This is a genomic window from Dietzia sp. NPDC055340, assembly GCF_053645335.1.
Genome location: NZ_JBSHML010000012.1, coordinates 14,978 through 31,870 on the forward strand (window position 1 = coordinate 14,978; position 16,893 = coordinate 31,870).

The 16,893-nt window shown below is 68.9% G+C and carries 17 protein-coding genes and 2 tRNA genes; 5 read left to right on the plus strand and 14 right to left on the minus strand.

Annotation, left to right across the window (positions count from 1 at the left end):
- Positions 1-8 precede the first annotated feature (8 nt).
- The 4 genes from ACWIFB_RS10420 to ACWIFB_RS10435 form a co-directional block, all read right to left on the minus strand.
- The gene (locus ACWIFB_RS10420; RefSeq protein WP_452099351.1) at positions 9-632 is read right to left on the minus strand and encodes an ATP-dependent Clp protease proteolytic subunit; all 624 of its coding nucleotides are present in this window, start codon (positions 630-632) and stop codon (positions 9-11) included.
- Between the two features lie 68 nt (positions 633-700).
- Positions 701-1,342 carry an ATP-dependent Clp protease proteolytic subunit gene (locus ACWIFB_RS10425; protein WP_230930826.1) on the minus strand — a complete coding sequence of 214 codons (642 nt, stop codon included), beginning with the start codon at positions 1,340-1,342 and terminating at the stop codon, positions 701-703.
- 261 nt (positions 1,343-1,603) lie between these two features.
- Positions 1,604-2,980 (minus strand): trigger factor, encoded by a 1,377-nt coding sequence (gene tig, locus ACWIFB_RS10430; protein WP_454058202.1) that lies wholly within the window; start codon positions 2,978-2,980, stop codon positions 1,604-1,606.
- 49 nt (positions 2,981-3,029) lie between these two features.
- Positions 3,030-3,106, minus strand: a tRNA-Pro gene (locus ACWIFB_RS10435).
- A 200-nt stretch (positions 3,107-3,306) separates the two neighbouring features.
- Here ACWIFB_RS10435 and ACWIFB_RS10440 point away from each other — a divergent pair.
- Positions 3,307-3,380 (plus strand) — tRNA-Gly (locus ACWIFB_RS10440).
- Positions 3,381-3,424: 44 nt separating this feature from the next.
- Here the strand turns inward: ACWIFB_RS10440 and ACWIFB_RS10445 are convergent.
- From ACWIFB_RS10445 to ACWIFB_RS10455, 3 genes are all read right to left on the minus strand, one after another.
- Positions 3,425-4,276, minus strand: a complete 852-nt coding sequence (locus tag ACWIFB_RS10445) for an Fpg/Nei family DNA glycosylase (protein WP_452099349.1) — start codon at positions 4,274-4,276, stop codon at positions 3,425-3,427.
- 34 nt (positions 4,277-4,310) lie between these two features.
- Positions 4,311-4,793: a ribose-5-phosphate isomerase gene (locus tag ACWIFB_RS10450; protein WP_452099348.1), complete on the minus strand. Its 483-nt coding sequence runs from the start codon at positions 4,791-4,793 to the stop codon at positions 4,311-4,313.
- A gap of 132 nt (positions 4,794-4,925) precedes the next feature.
- Positions 4,926-5,552 carry a mycothiol-dependent nitroreductase Rv2466c family protein gene (locus ACWIFB_RS10455; RefSeq protein ID WP_452099347.1) on the minus strand — a complete coding sequence of 209 codons (627 nt, stop codon included), beginning with the start codon at positions 5,550-5,552 and terminating at the stop codon, positions 4,926-4,928.
- Between the two features lie 110 nt (positions 5,553-5,662).
- Here ACWIFB_RS10455 and pepN point away from each other — a divergent pair, with 110 nt between their 5' ends.
- Positions 5,663-8,260: an aminopeptidase N gene (pepN, locus tag ACWIFB_RS10460; RefSeq protein ID WP_454058203.1), complete on the plus strand. Its 2,598-nt coding sequence runs from the start codon at positions 5,663-5,665 to the stop codon at positions 8,258-8,260.
- Between the two features lie 32 nt (positions 8,261-8,292).
- On the opposite strand, the gene ACWIFB_RS10465 is transcribed toward pepN, so the two are convergent.
- Entirely contained in the window at positions 8,293-8,931 is a 639-nt protein-coding gene (locus tag ACWIFB_RS10465; protein ID WP_454058204.1) for an HNH endonuclease, read from the minus strand.
- Positions 8,932-9,136: 205 nt separating this feature from the next.
- Between ACWIFB_RS10465 and ACWIFB_RS10470 the strand changes: the two genes are divergently transcribed.
- The 3 genes from ACWIFB_RS10470 to ACWIFB_RS10480 are packed head-to-tail and all read left to right on the plus strand — an operon-like array spanning position 9,137 to position 11,882.
- Positions 9,137-9,532: a globin gene (locus tag ACWIFB_RS10470; RefSeq protein ID WP_344989529.1), complete on the plus strand. Its 396-nt coding sequence runs from the start codon at positions 9,137-9,139 to the stop codon at positions 9,530-9,532.
- On the plus strand, positions 9,529-11,118 hold the full coding sequence (locus ACWIFB_RS10475) for a glycoside hydrolase family 13 protein (protein WP_454058205.1): 1,590 nt from the start codon (positions 9,529-9,531) through the stop codon (positions 11,116-11,118). The genes ACWIFB_RS10470 and ACWIFB_RS10475 overlap by 4 nt, the downstream gene beginning before the upstream one ends.
- Before the next feature lie 20 nt (positions 11,119-11,138).
- Positions 11,139-11,882: an SDR family NAD(P)-dependent oxidoreductase gene (locus tag ACWIFB_RS10480; protein WP_452099343.1), complete on the plus strand. Its 744-nt coding sequence runs from the start codon at positions 11,139-11,141 to the stop codon at positions 11,880-11,882.
- 6 nt (positions 11,883-11,888) lie between these two features.
- Here ACWIFB_RS10480 and ACWIFB_RS10485 read toward each other — a convergent pair whose 3' ends face one another.
- The 6 genes from ACWIFB_RS10485 to ettA all read right to left on the minus strand — a co-directional run bounded on the left by ACWIFB_RS10485 (position 11,889) and on the right by ettA (position 16,891).
- On the minus strand, positions 11,889-12,953 hold the full coding sequence (locus ACWIFB_RS10485; protein ID WP_454058206.1) for a site-specific DNA-methyltransferase: 1,065 nt from the start codon (positions 12,951-12,953) through the stop codon (positions 11,889-11,891).
- A 158-nt stretch (positions 12,954-13,111) separates the two neighbouring features.
- Complete coding sequence (locus tag ACWIFB_RS10490) at positions 13,112-13,795, minus strand: hypothetical protein (protein ID WP_454058207.1); 684 nt, start codon at positions 13,793-13,795, stop codon at positions 13,112-13,114.
- On the minus strand, positions 13,792-14,277 hold the full coding sequence (locus ACWIFB_RS10495) for an acyl-CoA thioesterase (RefSeq protein ID WP_452099340.1): 486 nt from the start codon (positions 14,275-14,277) through the stop codon (positions 13,792-13,794). Before ACWIFB_RS10495 ends, ACWIFB_RS10490 begins: the two co-directional genes overlap by 4 nt.
- Complete coding sequence (locus tag ACWIFB_RS10500) at positions 14,274-14,735, minus strand: acyl-CoA thioesterase (protein ID WP_452099339.1); 462 nt, start codon at positions 14,733-14,735, stop codon at positions 14,274-14,276. Before ACWIFB_RS10500 ends, ACWIFB_RS10495 begins: the two co-directional genes overlap by 4 nt.
- A 9-nt stretch (positions 14,736-14,744) precedes the next feature.
- A complete protein-coding gene (locus tag ACWIFB_RS10505) occupies positions 14,745-15,212 on the minus strand; it encodes an acyl-CoA thioesterase (protein ID WP_454058208.1) in 468 nt (155 codons plus the stop codon).
- 5 nt (positions 15,213-15,217) lie between these two features.
- Complete coding sequence (ettA, locus tag ACWIFB_RS10510) at positions 15,218-16,891, minus strand: energy-dependent translational throttle protein EttA (protein WP_452099337.1); 1,674 nt, start codon at positions 16,889-16,891, stop codon at positions 15,218-15,220.
- Positions 16,892-16,893: the final 2 nt, after the last annotated feature.

A 16,893-nucleotide genomic window follows, 5' to 3' on the forward strand; every position in this document is an offset into this window, starting at 1 on the left:
CCACCGCCTCAGTTGGTCGCCGACAGCTTGCGGTAGTCGAAGACGGTGTCGATGATCCCGTACTCCTTGGCCTCCTCGGCGGTGAGGATCTTGTCGCGATCGGTGTCCTTGCGGACCTGATCTGCATCACGACCGGTGTGGCGGGCCAGCGTGGTCTCCATGAGACGACGCATGCGCTCGATCTCGGCGGCCTGGATCTCGAGGTCCGAGACCTGGCCCTGCATGCCGCCGGTGGCGGGCTGGTGGATCAGGATGCGCGCGTTCGGCAGGGCGGCGCGCTTGCCCGGCGTGCCGGCGGCGAGCAGGACGGCGGCGGCGGAGGCCGCCTGGCCCAGGCAGACCGTCACGACGTCCGGGCGGACGTACTGCATCGTGTCGTAGATCGCCATCAGCGAGGTGAACGAGCCACCCGGCGAGTTGATGTACATCGTGATGTCACGGTCCGGGTCCTGGCCCTCCAGGACCAGCAGCTGGGCCATGATGTCGTTCGCCGAGGCGTCGTCGACCTGGGTGCCCAGGAAGATGATGCGCTCCTCGAAGAGCTTGTTGTACGGGTTGGACTCCTTGACGCCGTAGCTGGAGTGCTCGACGAAGGACGGAAGGATGTACCGGGAGGACGGCATTGAGGTCATCTGGGACTCCGTGGTCGTGGTCTGGAATGGGCGGACGGCGGGAACGGTCCCGCGGGGAGCGGGATCGATCACGACGGGGAGGTTCCGCCGGACTGCGACGCACGCGCGATAACGTGGTCGACGAAGCCGTACTCCTTGGCCTCCCGCGCGGTGAACCACCGGTCGCGATCGGAGTCCTCGGTGACCTGCTCGAAGGTCTGGCCCGTGTGCTGCGCGATGAGCTCGGCCATCTCCCGCTTGGTGGCGGCGAACTGCTCGGCCTGGATCGCGATGTCGGCCGCGGAGCCACCGACACCGGCGGAGGGCTGGTGCATCATGATCTTGGCGTGCGGCAGGGCGTAGCGCTTGCCCTTTGCCCCGGCGGCCAGCAGGAACTGGCCCATCGAGGCGGCCAGCCCCATGCCGTACGTGGCGACGTCACACTCGACGAACTGCATCGTGTCGTAGATCGCCATGCCGGCCGTGACCGAGCCTCCCGGCGAGTTGATGTACATCGCGATGTCGCGGGTGGGGTCCTCGGCGGCCAGCAGGAGGATCTGCGCGCACAGCCGGTTGGCGATGTCGTCATCCACCTGGGAGCCGAGGAAGATGATCCGCTCCTGCAGGAGGCGCTCGTACACCGAGTCGCCGAGGGTGAGCCCGTGCGAACCCGGGGAGTTGAGGGCGGGCTGCGTCGAACTGGGCGTAGCCGCTGAACCGTTCTGTGCCACGGGGAACCTACCTTCGCTCATCGTCTTCGCCGCTACCGCGGCGCCCGGCCGGCCGGTGGCCGGGAAACCGTTACGTCAAACACTAACCAACTACACCGACGGAACCGTCCCGCCGGGGCGGGTGTTCGCTCTCAGCGTCGACCCGACCCGGCTGCCCTCCCCCGAGGACCCGACCAAATAGCCGACGGCCGACCACCGTCTCGCGGTGGCCGGCCGTCGGCACGGGACGGGCCCCGATCACTCGGGCCCGTCTGGCGGAGGTCAGTCCTCGGAGGTCTGCTCGTCGGTCGCCTCGGTCGACTCGGCCTCGGCGTCCTCGCCGGTGCCGAAGAACTCGCTGGTGTCGACGGCGTTGCCCTCGGTGTCCTTGACCGTGACCTTCTCGATCACATCGGCCAGGGCCTTGGAACGACGCACGTCGGCGAACAGCGAGCCGAGCTGGCCGGCCTGCTGGATCTGCTGGACGAACTGGTTCGGGTCCATGCCGTAGCGCTGCGCCTGGAACAGGATGTGCTGGGTGAGCTCCTCCTGCGAGACCTCGGTCGAGGCCTCCTCGGCCACCGCGTCCAGCAGGAGCTGGCTGCGGATCGCGCGGGCGGCACCCTCACGGGTCTCGGACTCGAAGGTCTCGCGGTCGGTGCCCTCGGCGGCCAGGGCCTGGTCGAGGATCGCGGTGTCGCCACCGAACTGGTCGACCAGCTGGTGCATCTGGGCGTGGGCCTCGGCGTCGACGACGGCCTCGGGGGTCGGGACCTCGGTGGCCTCGATCAGGGCGTCGAGCACCTTGTCGCGGATCTCCCCGGCCAGGCCGGCCTTTGCCTGCTGGGCGACCTTCTCCACCAGGTCGGCGCGCAGCTCCTCGAGGGTGTCGAACTCGCTCGCCATCTGGGCGAACTCGTCGTCGGCCTCGGGCAGCTCGCGCTCCTTGACGGACTGCACGGTGACGGTGATGAGCGCCTCCTTGCCGGCGAACTCACCGGCGACGAGCGAGGAGGGGAACTCCTTGGACTCGCCGGCCTTGAGGCCCTTCGCGGCGTCGTCGAGTCCCTCGACGAGCGTGCCGGAACCGAGCTCGTAGGACAGCCCCTCGGTGGAGGCCTCCTCGACGGCCTCGCCGTCGACGGTTGCGGCCAGGTCGACCGACAGGAAGTCACCCTCCTCGGCGCCACGCTCGACACCCTTGAGGGTGCCGAACCGGGCGCGCAGGTTGTCCAGCTCGGTGTCGACCGCGCTGTCGTCGGCCACGAGCGCCTCGACGGTGACCTCGAGCTCCTCGTACTTCGGCAGGGTGATCTCCGGGCGGACGTCGACCTCGGCCGTGAACTCCACGACGTCGTTGTCCTCCAGCTTGGTGACCTCGATCTCCGGCTGCGCCAGGACCTTGAGGTCGTGCTCCTCGATGGCCGCCGAGTAGCGGGCGGGGATCATGTCGTTGATGACCTGCTCGAGGACGGCCGGGCGGCCGATCCGCGACTCCAGGAGCTTGGCCGGGGCCTTGCCCTTACGGAAACCGGGGATGTTGACCTGACCTGCGAGCGCCTTGTACGCCTTGTCGAAGTCCGGCTCGAGCTCCGCGAACGGCACCTCGACGGTGACCTTGACCCGGGTCGGGTTCAGCTGCTCGACAGTGCTCTTCACGGTGATGTTCTCCTAGAAAGTCTTCGGGGATTCGTACGTCGTTCTCCGCTGGTCGGGATGACAGGATTCGAACCTGCGACCCTCCGCTCCCAAAGCGGATGCGCTACCAAGCTGCGCCACATCCCGGTGAGTCGCGCGGCCGGCCACCCCACGTCGCGCGCGGGAAACCTGCCGGGCCGTTAAACCAACTCTCCCAGTGTACGACAGGCCCGACGTGGCGCCGATTCCGAGTTCGCGGCCCGGGAGTTGGGGGCTTCGCGACCGTCCGGTAGTGTTGGCGGAGCACGCGCGGGACCGGGGATGAAACACCAGGTCACGCCGCCGATGCGGGTGTAGCTTAATGGTAAAGCCTCTGCCTTCCAAGCAGAATACGCGGGTTCGATTCCCGTCACCCGCTCCACACGATGCCCCGCCCGGTCGATCGCCGACCGCGCGGGGCATCCGTCATCTGGACGCGCTCCCCCGCCCCGCCTGACAGGTGGGACACCAGAACAGCGTGCGGGCCTCCATCGTCTGCAGCGCGATCTCTGTCCCGCAGACCCGGCACTCCCAGCCGTCGCGCTGATAGACGTAGTTCCGCGGCCGGTCGGTTCCGCGCCGCGGCAGGTCCCCGTGGTCGTGTTCGTCACGGATCGTGTGGATCGCGCCGGTGTCGACGCCCACCGCCATGAGGGCCACGAGGTCGTCCCACATCGCACGGAACTCGGCCTCGCGCATCGCGGTGCCCGGCCGGAACGGGTCGATGCCCGCACGGAACAACACTTCAGCGCGGTAGACGTTGCCGACACCGGCCAGGACTTTCTGGTCCATCAGCAGCGCGCCGATCGGGCGGGAGCTGCGGCGGATCCGCGCCCACGCCCGCTCCGGGTCGGCGTCGGGGTCGAGCGGGTCGGGGCCCAGCCGGTCGCGGACGTCGGCGACGCCGTCGTCGTCGACCACCTCACACCTCGTGGGGCCCCGCAGGTCCACGACGTGGGCCGGGCCGCCCCTAGCTGCCTCCCCCGACCCACCGACGCGCATCCGCACCTGCCCGACAGGCGCGGGCGGCTCGGCCCCGTCCTCGACGAGGTGGGTGTCGAAGAAGCCGTAGAGGCCCAGGTGGATGTGTACCGCCAGGCCACCCTCGTAGTGGTGGAAGAGGTGCTTGCCCGTCGCCGTGGCGTGGTCGAAGTACCGTCCGTCGACGACGACATGGTCGACGAACCGCCCTTGTGGGCTGGACACACGGACGGGCCCGCCTGCGAAGTACCGGGTGTGCAGGCGGGCCAGTCGGTGGAGGGTATGCCCCTCGGGCACGGTGTATCGGGTTCCGGTTCTCTGTCTCCGTGCCTCAGGCTCCGGGCGCGGACGGGACCTCGGGAGCGACCCCGGTGCGCTCGTACTCGGCGAGGATATCGATGCGGCGCTGGTGGCGCTCGACCCCGGACCACTCCTGGTCGAGGAACGCATCGACGATCGCGAGCGCCTCCTCGCGGGAGTGCATGCGGCCACCGAGGCCGATCAGCTGCGCGTTGTTGTGCTCGCGGGCCAGTCGAGCGGTCTCGACGCTCCAGGCCAGAGCGCAGCGGGCGCCGGGCACCTTGTTCGCGGCGATCTGCTCACCGTTGCCGGAGCCGCCCAGCACGATGCCGAGACTGCCGGGGTCGGCGACGACCTTGGCGGCGGCGTCGATGCAGAAGGCCGGGTAATCATCCTCGGCGTCGTAGATGTGGGCGCCACAGTCGATCACCTCGTGCCCGGAGGCGTTCAGATGCTCGGCGATGGCGTTCTTGGTCTCGAAGCCGGCGTGGTCCGCTCCCAGGTAGATGCGCATGCGGAAGATTCTGCCACGTGCTGCCGTGCCGGGAACGCGCGGTGGAGGCGACGCCCGGTGCACTCAGGGTCGGAGGCCGATAGCCAGTGTCCCCGGCGAGCAGGTCCTCCCCCGAGATCACGCCGGACCCGCTCAGTCGAACCGCGGGTCCTCGGTGCGGCTGCGCTTGAGCTCGAAGAAGTACGGGAAGTCGGCGAGCAGCGCGGCGCCATCGAAGACCCGGCCGGCCTCCTCGCCACGCGGGATGCGCGTGAGCACCGGGCCGAAGAAGGCCGTTCCGTCGACGTGCAGGACCGGGGTACCGACCTCGTCGCCGACCGGGTCCATTCCCCTGTGGTGCGAGGCGCGCAGCTCGTCGTCGTACTCGTCGGTCCCCGCCGCGACGGCGAGGTCGGCGTCCAGGCCGGCCGCCTCGAGCGCCTCGGCGATCACGGCCGGGTCCCCGATCCCCCGGCCCTGGTCGTGGATGCGGGTGCCGAGCTCGGTGTAGAGCGTTCCGAGAACCCCCTGGCCGTGGCGCTTCGCGGCGGCGATCGCCACCCGCACCGGGCCCCAGCCGAGCTTCATCTTCTCCAGGTAGTCCTCGGGCAGGTCGCGTCCATCGTTGAGGACGGACAGGCTCATCACGTTCCAGGTCAGCGTGATGTCGCGGACCTTCTCCACCTCGAGGATCCACCGACTGGTCACCCAGGCGAAGGGGCACAACGGGTCGAACCAGAAGTCGACGGAGACGGGCGCGGACTGCGTGCTGGTGGTCATGACCCCATCTTCCCCGTCCACCCCGGTCGCCGCCACCACCGGTTTCGTTCGGGGGCGAGTGGTAGACCTGATGCCGTAGCCGTCTTCCGAAGGAACCGAGGATCCCCACCATGCGCTCGCTCAACCTCACCCGCGCCGACGCCGCCGCCCGCTCGGAGCTGCTCTCCGTCGAGTCGTACGAGGTGGAGGTCGACCTGACCGACGGGCACGGCGGCCCGGGATCGGACCGGTTCCGTTCGCGCACCGTGGTGCGGTTCTCCTGCAACCGACCGGGTGCCGAGACGTTCGTCGACCTGCGCTCCGCGGTGATCCGGTCGGCGGTACTGAACGGCCGGGAACTGTTCCCGGCCGGGGAGGGGAACAACTACGACGACGAGGTGGGCCTCACGCTCCCGGACCTGCAGGCCTCGAACGAACTCGTCGTCGATGCGGATCTGAAGTACACGACCACCGGTGAGGGTCTGCACCGGATGGTCGACCCGGCCGACGGCGAGGTCTACCTCTACTCGCAGTTCGAGACGGCGGATGCCAAGCGGGTCTTCGCCTGCTTCGACCAGCCGGACCTCAAGGCCCGCTACACGCTGACGGTCACCGCGCCCGAGAACTGGGTCGTCGTGACCAACACCGCGGCCGAGCAGTCGCCGGCCGACGGCGGCGGCGTCGTGCACCACTTCGCGCCCACCGAGGTCATGTCGACCTATCTGGTGGCGCTCATCGCGGGCCCGTACCACGTGGTGGAGGACTCCTACCGCGACGAGCACGGAACCATCCCTCTACGGCTGCTGTGCCGGGCGTCGCTGGCCGAACACCTCGACTCCGAGCGACTGTTCGCGGAGACCAAGGAGGGCTTCGGCTTCTATCACCGCGAGTTCGGACTGCCGTACGCGTTCGGCAAGTACGACCAGATCTTCGTGCCCGAGTTCAACGCCGGCGCCATGGAGAACTCCGGCGCGGTGACGTTCCTCGAGGACTACGTGTTCCGGTCCCGGGTCACCGGCTACCGCTACGAACGCCGCAACGAGACACTGCTGCACGAGATGGCCCACATGTGGTTCGGCAATCTCGTGACCATGCGCTGGTGGGACGACCTGTGGCTCAACGAGTCGTTCGCCACCTTCGCCTCGGTGCTCGCCCAGGTCGACGCCACGCAGTACACGGACGCCTGGACCACCTTCGCCAACGTCGAGAAGTCGTGGGCGTACCGCCAGGACCAGCTGCCGTCCACCCACCCGGTGGCCGCCGACATGACGGACCTGGAGACGGTCGAGGCCAACTTCGACGGCATCACCTACGCCAAGGGCGCCTCGGTACTCAAGCAACTGGTGGCGTACGTGGGTCGCGAGCCGTTCCTCACCGGCCTCCGCACGTACTTCACCGAACACGCCTTCGGTAACGCCCAGTTCGACGACCTCCTGTCGGCGCTCGAGAAGTCCTCCGGTCGCGACCTCTCCGGCTGGGCCGACCAGTGGCTGCGCACGACCGGCATCAACCCGATCTCGGTGGAGGTCGCCCACTCCGGCAGCGCCATCACCGAGCTCGCCGTGCTCCAGAGCCCGGCCGCCCCCGGCGCCGGGGAGCTGCGCACACACCGGCTGGGCGTCGGCCTCTACAGCCGTAACGACTCCGGCGAGTTGGTTCGTACCGCCCGCGCCGAGCTGGATATCCACGACGAGCGCACGGTCGTGGGCGACCTCGCCGGCCAGCCCGTCCCCGACCTGATCCTGCCCAACGACGACGACCTCACGTACTGCTCCGTCCGCCTCGACGATCGCTCGGTGGCCACCGTCCTCGACTCGCTGGAGGACATCTCCGATTCCCTGGCCCGCACGCTGTGCTGGTCGGCGCTGTGGGAGATGACCCGGGAGGCACGACTGCCGGCGCGCAGGTTCGTCGAGGTGGTCTCTCGTGCCGCGCCGCGCGAACCTCACATCGGCGTGGTGCAGCGGGTGCTCACGCAGGCGCAGACCGCACTGGCCCGCTACGCCGACCCCGACTGGGCCGCGGCCACCGGCTGGAAGACCTTCTCCCGCGCGATGCTCGAGGCCGCCCGGGCCGCCGAGCCGGGGTCAGACCATCAGCTCGCGTTCCTCACCGCACTGTGCGCCTGTCCCATCGGGGCCGACCAGTGCCGGGCTCTGGAGACACTCCTCGACGCCGGTGCCGACGAGGCGGGACTGCCCGGTCTCGTCGTGGACACGGACCTGCGGTGGACCGCGCTCACCGCGCTGGTGGCCGCGGGAGCAGAGGACTCCGAGCGGATCGATGCCGAACTCGCGGCCGATGACACCGCAGGTGGCGCCCGACGGGCCGCCACGGCGCGCGCCGCCCGGCCCACCGTCGGGGCCAAGGAGGAGGCCGAGCAGCTGCTGCTGGCGACCGGCGCCGACGCCCCGAGTAATGCGATCGTGCGCGCGACGCTGCTCGGCATCGACCTGCCCGGGCACGAGCACCTGCTGTCCGGGCTGTGCGAGCGCTATCTCGAGGACGTGACCACACTGTGGGCCGCACGCCCGGGCGATCTCGCGCAGACCGTCGCCGAGGGGATCTTCCCGTCGTGGGCCGTGGACACCCAGACCGTCGCACGGTTCGAGTCGGTGATCGCCGATGCGACGAAGCCGGCCGCGTTACGCCGCATCATCGCCGAGCAGTCCGCCGACATGACCCGGGCCCTGGCAGCGCGCACGGTCGACACCGCCGAGTCCGACTGACCCGGCCCCGGGGCCGTCGGACGCCGCGGGGATCAGGCGGCGTCGAGGTAGAGGTAGTCCTCCCAGTGGGGGCCGATCTCCCGCAACTGGGACACCAGCCGCCAGGTACGACCGCGAGGTGCGACCAGCGGCGCCCGCAGTTCCCAGCCGAGTTCCGAGAGCAGTTTGTCGGCCTTGCGGTGGTTGCACGGCGCACACGAGGCCACGCAGTTCTCCCAGCCGTGTGCCCCGCCCCGACTACGCGGGATCACATGGTCGATCGTGGTGGCGCGGGCGTTGCAGTACCCGCAGCGGTGTGAGTCCCGGTGCATGAGCGCCGCGCGCGTCATGGGGATCTGCGCGTGGTACGGGATCCGGACGTACTCGCGAAGCCGGATCACCGAGGGCACCTTCACCGACGTCCCCACGGATCGGACCACGACCTCGGTCGGGTGGTCATGGACCACATCGGCCTTGCCGCCGATCAGCATCACGACCGCGCGACGGGCCGGCAGCGCGGTGAGCGCCTCGTAGCTCGCGTTCAGCAGGAGGACACGAGGGGCCGCCGCGAGCGTGACCGGCCGGGCGCGCGCGGAGGGTTCGGAGCGGGCATCGGGCACGGGTTCGAGCCGGCCGGGGCGTCGTGACACCCGTTGTCGGTACTCCGAGTTCTCGCGCACTGCAGTGCCCATGTGTGGTCTCCGCTCGTCTCTTCGAGCCCAGTGCACCATGGTCGACCGGGCCCGCGATGAACCTCGCCTGCAACGATGATGCACCTTCGGTGAACTCTTCGTACGACTTATGCGTCGGAGATCCGGAGGAGCCCGCCCCCGGACGCCCCACACCCGTGACGGACGTCCGGCCCCCGTTCCGCTCCCGATCTGGACAATGGAGCCCATGAGCAGCAGCACGTTCTATGACGAGGTCGGCGGCGCGGAGACCTTCCGCAAGTTAGTCCACGAGTTCTACCGGGGCGTGGGAGAAGATCCGGAGTTCCGGGCGATGTACCCGGAGGAGGATCTCGGACCCGCCGAGGACCGACTTCGGATGTTCCTCGAGCAGTACTGGGGCGGGCCCACCACCTACTCCGAGCAGCGCGGGCACCCGCGGCTACGGATGCGGCACCACCCCTACGTGATCGACCGGACCGCGCACGACACCTGGCTGAAGCACATGATGGCCGCGGTCGACACCATCGACAGCGAGACACTGGATGACGAGCACCGCGCGGCGCTGGTCGACTACCTCACGCGGGCCGCCGCAATGCTGGTCAACAGCCCCGACATCGCATGAATCCCGGGCCCCACGCGCCGCGCCCGTGGGAGGAGATGGTTCTCTACCAGATCTACCCACGGTCATTCGCCGACTCGGATGGCGACGGTGTCGGTGACCTGCAGGGCGTCATCGACCGCATCGGCCACCTCGAGTCCCTGGGCGTGGACGGCGTGTGGTTCTCGCCGATCATGCGCTCCCCCGGCGTCGACCACGGCTACGACGTCTCCGATCCCCGTGACGTCGACCCGTTGTTCGGCGACGTCGACACGCTGGGCCGCCTCGTCGATGCCCTGCACTCCAGGCGGATGGTCCTCATCATGGACCTGGTGCCGAACCACACCAGCTCCGAGCACCCCTGGTTCATCGAGGCGCTCGCCGCCGGACCGGGTAGCCCCGAGCGATCCCGCTACATCTTCCGCGACGGCCGAGGAGAGGACGGCACGCAACCGCCCAACAACTGGCCGTCAGTCTTCGGGGGGCCGGCCTGGACCCGCGTGACCGATCAGGATGGCACGCCCGGGCAGTGGTACCTCCACCTGTTCGCCCCGCAGCAGCCGGATCTGGACTGGTCGAACCCGGAGGTCGCCGACGACCTCGAGCGCACTCTGCGGTTCTGGCTGGATCTGGGGGTGGACGGGTTCCGGATCGATGTGGCCCACGGACTCGCCAAACCGGCGGAACTCGCGGACCTGCCCGACGATCTGGAGATCGCCCAGCTCGTCGTCGACGCCCGTGACGCCCGCTGGGACCGCCCCGGCGTCCACGACGTGCACCGCCACATCCGTCGCGTCCTCGACGAGTACCCCGGCACCGCCGCGTTCGGCGAGGTGTGGGTCGGCCCAGTCGAGAGGTTCGCCCGCTACCTCCGGTCCGACGAACTGCACTTCGCCTTCCACTTCGCCCTCACCGACGCGCCGTTCGAGGCCGATGCCATCCGCACGGCTATCGACTCCGGCCTCGAGGCCGCGCGTGCTTCCGGGGCGGCCCCGACGTGGGCACTGTCCAACCACGATGTCGTGCGCGAGGTGACCCGCTACGGCAACGGCGACGTGGGGCTCTCCCGGGCCCGCGCGATGCTGTTGGTCACGCTGGCACTGCCCGGCATCGCGTTCGTCTACAACGGTGCCGAACTCGGGTTGCCCAGCGACTTCTCGATCCCGCACGACCGCCTCACCGACCCGACCTGGGAACGCACCGGCCACGCCGAGCTGGGACGCGATCACTGCCGCGTGCCGCTGCCCTGGGCCGGGCTGCGTCCGCCCTACGGTTTCTCCGCCGCCGACGAGACGTGGCTGCCGATGCCCGAGACCTGGGCGGGTCTCACCGTCGCGGCCCAGGACTCCGACCCCGACTCGACGCTGGCGCTGTACCGGAAGGCCATCCGGATCCGCCACTCCTGGCCCGCCCCGACCACACCCGATGTGCACTGGACCAGGAAACTTGACGGGTGTCTGGAATTCCGGCGCGAAGACGGCCCGGTCGTGTGCATGATCAACACATCCCGTCGATCGGTGCCACTTCCGACCGGCGATGTGGTCCTGTCCTCGGGACCGCTCGACGGGGACCACCTGCCACCGGACACCGCCGTGTGGCTCCGGAACTGAGACGAAGAAGGAATCGAGAGATGCGACTTTCGGGCAAGACCGCCATCGTGACCGGCGGGGCCGGCGGGATCGGCCGCGGCATCACCCGCGCGTTCGTCAAGGAGGGCGCCTCCGTCCTCGCCGTGGACATCAACGACGAAGCCGGCGCGGCGCTCGTCGACGAGCTCGGCGAGAAGGTCCGCTTCCTGAGTGTCGACATCTCGGTCGAGGCGAACGCCGAGAAGATCGTCGCCGCCGCGGTCGAGGAGTTCGGCGGGGTCGACATCCTGGTCAACAACGCGCACGCCTCTCAGCAGGCCCCGCTGTTGGAGACGACCCAGGACATGCTCGACCTGTCGTTCAACACCGGTTTCTACCCCACGTTCTGGTTGATGAAGGCCGCGCACGCCCAGCTGGCGGAGCGCGGTGGGTCGGTGATCAACTTCGCTTCCGGCGCCGGGATCAACGGCCATCCCACCCAGGGCTCGTACGCGGCGGCCAAGGAGGCGATCCGTGCCATCAGCCGCGTCGCGGCGAACGAGTGGGCCCGGGACGGGATCAACGTCAACGTGATCTCGCCGCTGGCGCTCACCGAAGGCGTGGAGAGCTACATCGAGGCCAACCCGGGAATCGAGAAGAAGCTCCTCGCCGGCACCCCCATGCGCCGGTTCGGTGACCCGGAGGGCGACATCGGCCGGGTGGCCGTTTTCCTCGCATCCGAGGATGCCTCCTACATGACGGGGCAGACCCTGATGGTGGACGGTGGCAGCGTCATGCTCCGCTGAGCCCGGTCATGATCCTTGGAGGCCGAGCCTCGGCAGGACGACGTCGCGGACCGTGTCCGGATTACGTTCGACCACGATCCAGCGCCTGCCGAGGTCCCGGGCGGCGACCGCGGTCGTGCCCGACCCGGCGAACAGGTCCACCACCAGATCATCGGGCCTGGTCGACAGTTCGATAATGCGTCGCATCAGCGCCTCGGGCTTGGGGGTGCGGAAGCCGTCGACGCCGGCCGCGCGCAACTCGGCGCGGGCGGTGTCCGTCGAACCCACCTCCTGGGACAGCCAGATGGTCTTGAGCTTCTTGATCCGACCCACCTCGTGCCGGTCCCGCTGATAGATGTCGATGCGTGTGCCCGAGCGGCCTCGCACCGTCCGGCACACCAGCTCGTCCACGCGCTCGACGGCGCGATCCCGGGACCAACGCCACACCGCCGGCGTGAGGTCGCCGAACACCGGCAGGATCTCGACCTTTCCGGGCCCGGGATCCACCGCGACGGCACCGGTCTCCGGATCCCCGTAGAGCGGGTACGTCATGGTGGGGGTCGTCAGCGGGTTGAAGCGCTTGTTGGTGTTTCGTAGCGGCAGAAGCCGGAAGTTCACCCCGTCGGAGTCCACGTGCGGAAAGTCCGCCGGGTTGACCGCGGCGGCGATACCCCCGTCCAGTACCACCTTCTCCGGGTTCCGCGCGTACACCATCAGGCGGTCGTGGGAACCGGCGAAGAATCGATCGAGTTGGCGGCCCTTCGGGTTGCTCTCCACCGTGAGGTCGGCGATGAACGCCTCGACGCCGAACACCTCATCGAGCAGGCATCTCACCCGATGCGCCTCCGCGTCGTCGAGGTGCACCCAGATGGTCCCGGTCTCGGCGAGGAGTTCTCGCGCCACGACGAGGCGTTCTTCGATGTAGGCGAGCCACTCGTGCCGGGGCATGTTGTCGTCATAACCGTTGAAGCTGCCGCCGCGGTTATAGGGCGGGTCGAGATACGCCAGCTGGGTGGTGCCCACCGGCCCCAGCCCGAGCTCCTGTAGGTCACCGGCGGCCTCGGCGAGCCGAGCACCGTCGCCTACGAGCACGGCCCCCCGAGCCGGTGCAGCGGATCGTTCGGCAGAACGGCCCGTCGGGCCGCCTACCTGCGCCGGGAGGGCAGCACAGAGGCGCGGGGCGGGCCCGTGTGCGCCCGGTGGCGACGGCTCGCCCCGGCCCGGCCAGGCGACCGAGAACCCCTGCGGAGTCATCTCAGTGGTTCGAGAGTGAGTGAGTCGGTGCGGCGGTACACCGTGCCGTAGCGCGCGTCGATGCGCAGCCACGCCCCACGCTCGCTGACCCTGACCGGCTCGCCCTCCGGGGCGCGGCCACCCCGCTCGGGGACGAAGCCACACATGACCAGGGAGAACACGGTTCGCATATCGATGCCCAGAGGACTACTGCCGTCCGAGCGAACCGTGAGCGCCTCCTGGTCGAGCAGTGACGGCGGCAACCCGGCGGGTCCGGCGTTCTCCTGCGCCACGGTGCGGCCGGATTCGGTGAGGTCCAGCAGCACCTGGGCGGGGACGTCCTCGACCAACTGGAACCCGTCCGTCGGAGGCAGCAGCCCCTGCCACGCGGACAGCAGCGGCAAACCGGGGTCGACCCGGCCTTCGCTGTCCCCACGGGGCAGGAGATCCAGCTCGGTGAGAAGGTGGTCCGCGCCGCACACCACGTCACCACCGGGGCAGTCCCCAGCGAGTACACGCACGACCAGCGGCCCGAACGGGGTGCGCGCCCACACCCGCATCCGTCCGTCACCGGCCGTGGTGAGCCGGACGACCGCCGCCTCGTCCAGCCTGAGCACCCGGCGCAGCAGGGTACGCAGGTCGTCGCGGTCGGCGGGCGCGGGAACACGGATCATGCCGTCTCGCGGACCGGCCTCCGTCACGAGGGGTCCTTGTGATGGAACCGCAGTAGGTGTTCGCGCTCGGCCGGGGTGAACCGCCGGGGCCGCTGGGTCTGCAGGTCGAACGCGGCGATCCTCGCCGTGCAGTCCACCGACGGGGGCTCGGAGTCGGGTGTGTGACGTCCGCGCACCTCATGGCGTGCCACGAACAGCGCTCCCCCGACCTTCTCGCACCACATGCGCACGCGGATCGGGCCATCGGCGTGCTTGATCTGCCCGCGGTACTTCACCGCGAGATCGGTCATCACCGCTCCCGCGGCGAGAGTCGACGTGGGGGTGCCCTCCTCGAAGAGCCACGGAATGCGCGCTTCTTCGATGAGCGTGATCATCCGTGCGTGGTTGACATGGTGATAAAGATCCTGGTCCGACCACCGGACGGGCATCGCTGCGGTGTAGACCATGCGGCCGGGCTCGCCCGAGACGCCCAGCGGTCCGCCGGTGTCGAAGACGAGCTGTTCGCTCATCCGGCCGACTCCTTCTCGGTGATCGCGGCCCGCTGCCGGGCCGCTTCGAGCACGTTGCGCACCGTGGCCGGGATCTCGACGGACGACGACGAGGCGACGTCGTAGGCGACCATCACCACGTGCAACGTGCAGCACACGTCGCCCGCGGCATCCAGGATCGTCTGCCGGATCTGGTACGAGGAGGTCCCGACGTGCACGACCTCGATCTCCACGTCAACCGTGGCGGAGTCCCGGAGCACCGGGCGAAGATGGTCGATCTCGGTCCGGCGCACCACCTGGGCGAGGTTGCCCAGGCCGAACGGGCTGAAGCGGCTGCGCGAGAACAGGATCCGCGCCTCCTGCGCGTACTCGATGTACTTGACGTTGTTGACGTGACCGAACTGGTCGAAGTCAGCCCACCGCACCTGCAGGGTGCAGCGGAAGACTCCGTTGTCGGTCGCCTCGTCGCCGGTACTCATACCCGCCCCCTAGCCTGCCCCGAGGAGCGCACGACGCTCCTCGGGGGTGATCTCCATTGTCGTGACCTCGTCAGCGGCCGCGACCACGAGAACCGTGTCTACGATCGCGCACGGCTCGGGCCCCGTGTCCTCCGAGCCGATAGCGGTCCGCATGGTGAACGAGGTCCGTCCCACCCGCAGGACCTGGACGTCCACCCACACCTCCGGGACGCCCATCCCGATGACGCGCCGGAAGTCGATCTCCATCCACCGGGCCAACGCGATCGGCACGCGCGAGCCGGGGACGTCGAATTTCTCGCGGAACCACATGAGCCTGGCGTCCTGCGAGAACTCCTGGAAACGCACGTTGTTCACGTGCATCCCCACAAAATCCGAGATACGCAACGGGATCCGGACCCGGTGCACAGGACCCGACGTCCCGTCCGGGGCGTCGGCCGTGTTCGTTCCGTCCGCGTCGGCCGCGATGGGGGCACTCATCGCGCTCAGTCCCGTGTGAGCTTGCGGTGGGTGACGCGGCTCGGGCGTGCGGCGTCCGCGCCGAGACGCTCGACCTTGTTCTTCTCGTAACCCTCGAAGTTGCCCTCGAACCAGTACCACTGGCCCTCTTCGACGTTGCCCTCCCACGCGAGGATGTGGGTACAGGTGCGGTCCAGGAACCATCGGTCGTGCGAGATCACGACGGCGCAGCCGGGGAAGTCCTCGAGCGCGTTCTCGAGGCTGCCGAGCGTCTCGGTGTCCAGGTCGTTAGTCGGCTCGTCCAGGAGGATCAGGTTGCCGCCGACCTTGAGGGTCAGCGCCAGGTTGAGGCGGTTCCGCTCACCACCGGACAGGACGCCGGACTTCTTCTGCTGGTCCGGGCCCTTGAATCCGAAGGCGCTCACGTACGCGCGCGACGGCATCTCGTTCTGGCCGACCTCGATGAAGTCGTTGCCCTCGGAGACGACCTCCCACACCGACTTCTCCGGGTCGATGTTGGCGCGGTTCTGGTCGACGTAGCTGAGCTTGACCGTGTCGCCGATGCGCACGGTGCCGGCGTCCGGCTCCTCGAGGCCCACGATGGTCTTGAACAGCGTGGTCTTACCGACGCCGTTCGGGCCGATGACGCCGACGATGCCGTTGCGCGGCAACGTGAAGGTCAGGTCCTTGATCAGGACGCGGTCGTCGAAGCCCTTCTTCAGGTCGTTGACCTCGACCACGACGTTGCCCAGGCGCGGCGGCGTGGGGATCTGGATCTCCTCGAAGTCCAGCTTCCTGTGCTTCTCCGCCTCCGCGGCCATCTCCTCGTACTTGGCCAGACGGGCCTTGGACTTGGTCTGCCGGGCCTTGGCGCCGGAGCGAACCCACTCGAGCTCGGCCTTGAGGCGCTTCTGCAGCTTTTGGTCCTTCTTGCCCTGGACCTCCAGACGCTCGGCCTTCTTCTCCAGGTAGGTGGAGTAGTTGCCCTCGTAGGGGTGCAGCTTGCCGCGGTCGACCTCACAGATCCACTGCGCGACGTGGTCGAGGAAGTAGCGGTCGTGTGTGACGGCCATGACGGCGCCCGGGTAGGCGGCCAGGTGCTGCTCCAGCCAGAGCACGGACTCGGCGTCCAGGTGGTTGGTGGGCTCGTCGAGCAGCAGCAGGTCGGGCTTGCTCAGCAGCAACTTGCACAGCGCCACGCGGCGCATCTCGCCACCGGAGAGGTTGGTGACCGGCGAGTCCCCGGGCGGGCAGCGAAGGGCGTCCATGGCCTGCTCGATCTGCGAGTCGACCTCCCAGGCGTCGACGGCGTCCAGGTACTCCTGGAGCTGGCCCATCTCCTCCATGAGCTCGTCGGTGTAGTTGGTCGCCATCTCCTCGGCGACCTCGTTGTACCGGCGCAGCTTGACCATCGTCTCGCCGAGCCCGTCCTCGACGTTCTCCTTGACGGTCTTGGACTCGTCGAGAACCGGCTCCTGCATGAGGATGCCGACGGTGGCCTCCGGGTCGAGGAACGCCTCGCCGTTGGACGGCTGGTCGAGCCCCGCCATGATCTTGAGGATGGAGGACTTACCGGCGCCGTTCGGCCCCACGACGCCGATCTTCGCACCGGGATAGAAGGCCATCGTGACGTCGTCGAGGATCACCTTGTCCCCGTGCGCCTTGCGGACCTTCTTCATGGTGTAAATAAACTCGGCCATTC

Bases quoted from the DNA above. Each gene is read 5' to 3' on its own strand.
- ACWIFB_RS10420 (WP_452099351.1), bottom strand. From the start codon at position 632: ATGACCTCAATGCCGTCCTCCCGGTACATCCTTCCGTCCTTCGTCGAG.
- ACWIFB_RS10450 (WP_452099348.1), bottom strand. From the start codon at position 4,793: ATGCGCATCTACCTGGGAGCGGACCACGCCGGCTTCGAGACCAAGAAC.
- ACWIFB_RS10455 (WP_452099347.1), bottom strand. From the start codon at position 5,552: ATGACCACCAGCACGCAGTCCGCGCCCGTCTCCGTCGACTTCTGGTTC.
- pepN (WP_454058203.1), top strand. From the start codon at position 5,663: ATGCGCTCGCTCAACCTCACCCGCGCCGACGCCGCCGCCCGCTCGGAG.
- ACWIFB_RS10465 (WP_454058204.1), bottom strand. From the start codon at position 8,931: ATGGGCACTGCAGTGCGCGAGAACTCGGAGTACCGACAACGGGTGTCA.
- ACWIFB_RS10470 (WP_344989529.1), top strand. From the start codon at position 9,137: ATGAGCAGCAGCACGTTCTATGACGAGGTCGGCGGCGCGGAGACCTTC.
- ACWIFB_RS10475 (WP_454058205.1), top strand. From the start codon at position 9,529: ATGAATCCCGGGCCCCACGCGCCGCGCCCGTGGGAGGAGATGGTTCTC.
- ACWIFB_RS10480 (WP_452099343.1), top strand. From the start codon at position 11,139: ATGCGACTTTCGGGCAAGACCGCCATCGTGACCGGCGGGGCCGGCGGG.
- ACWIFB_RS10495 (WP_452099340.1), bottom strand. From the start codon at position 14,277: ATGAGCGAACAGCTCGTCTTCGACACCGGCGGACCGCTGGGCGTCTCG.
- ACWIFB_RS10500 (WP_452099339.1), bottom strand. From the start codon at position 14,735: ATGAGTACCGGCGACGAGGCGACCGACAACGGAGTCTTCCGCTGCACC.
- ACWIFB_RS10505 (WP_454058208.1), bottom strand. From the start codon at position 15,212: ATGAGTGCCCCCATCGCGGCCGACGCGGACGGAACGAACACGGCCGAC.
- ettA (WP_452099337.1), bottom strand. From the start codon at position 16,891: ATGGCCGAGTTTATTTACACCATGAAGAAGGTCCGCAAGGCGCACGGG.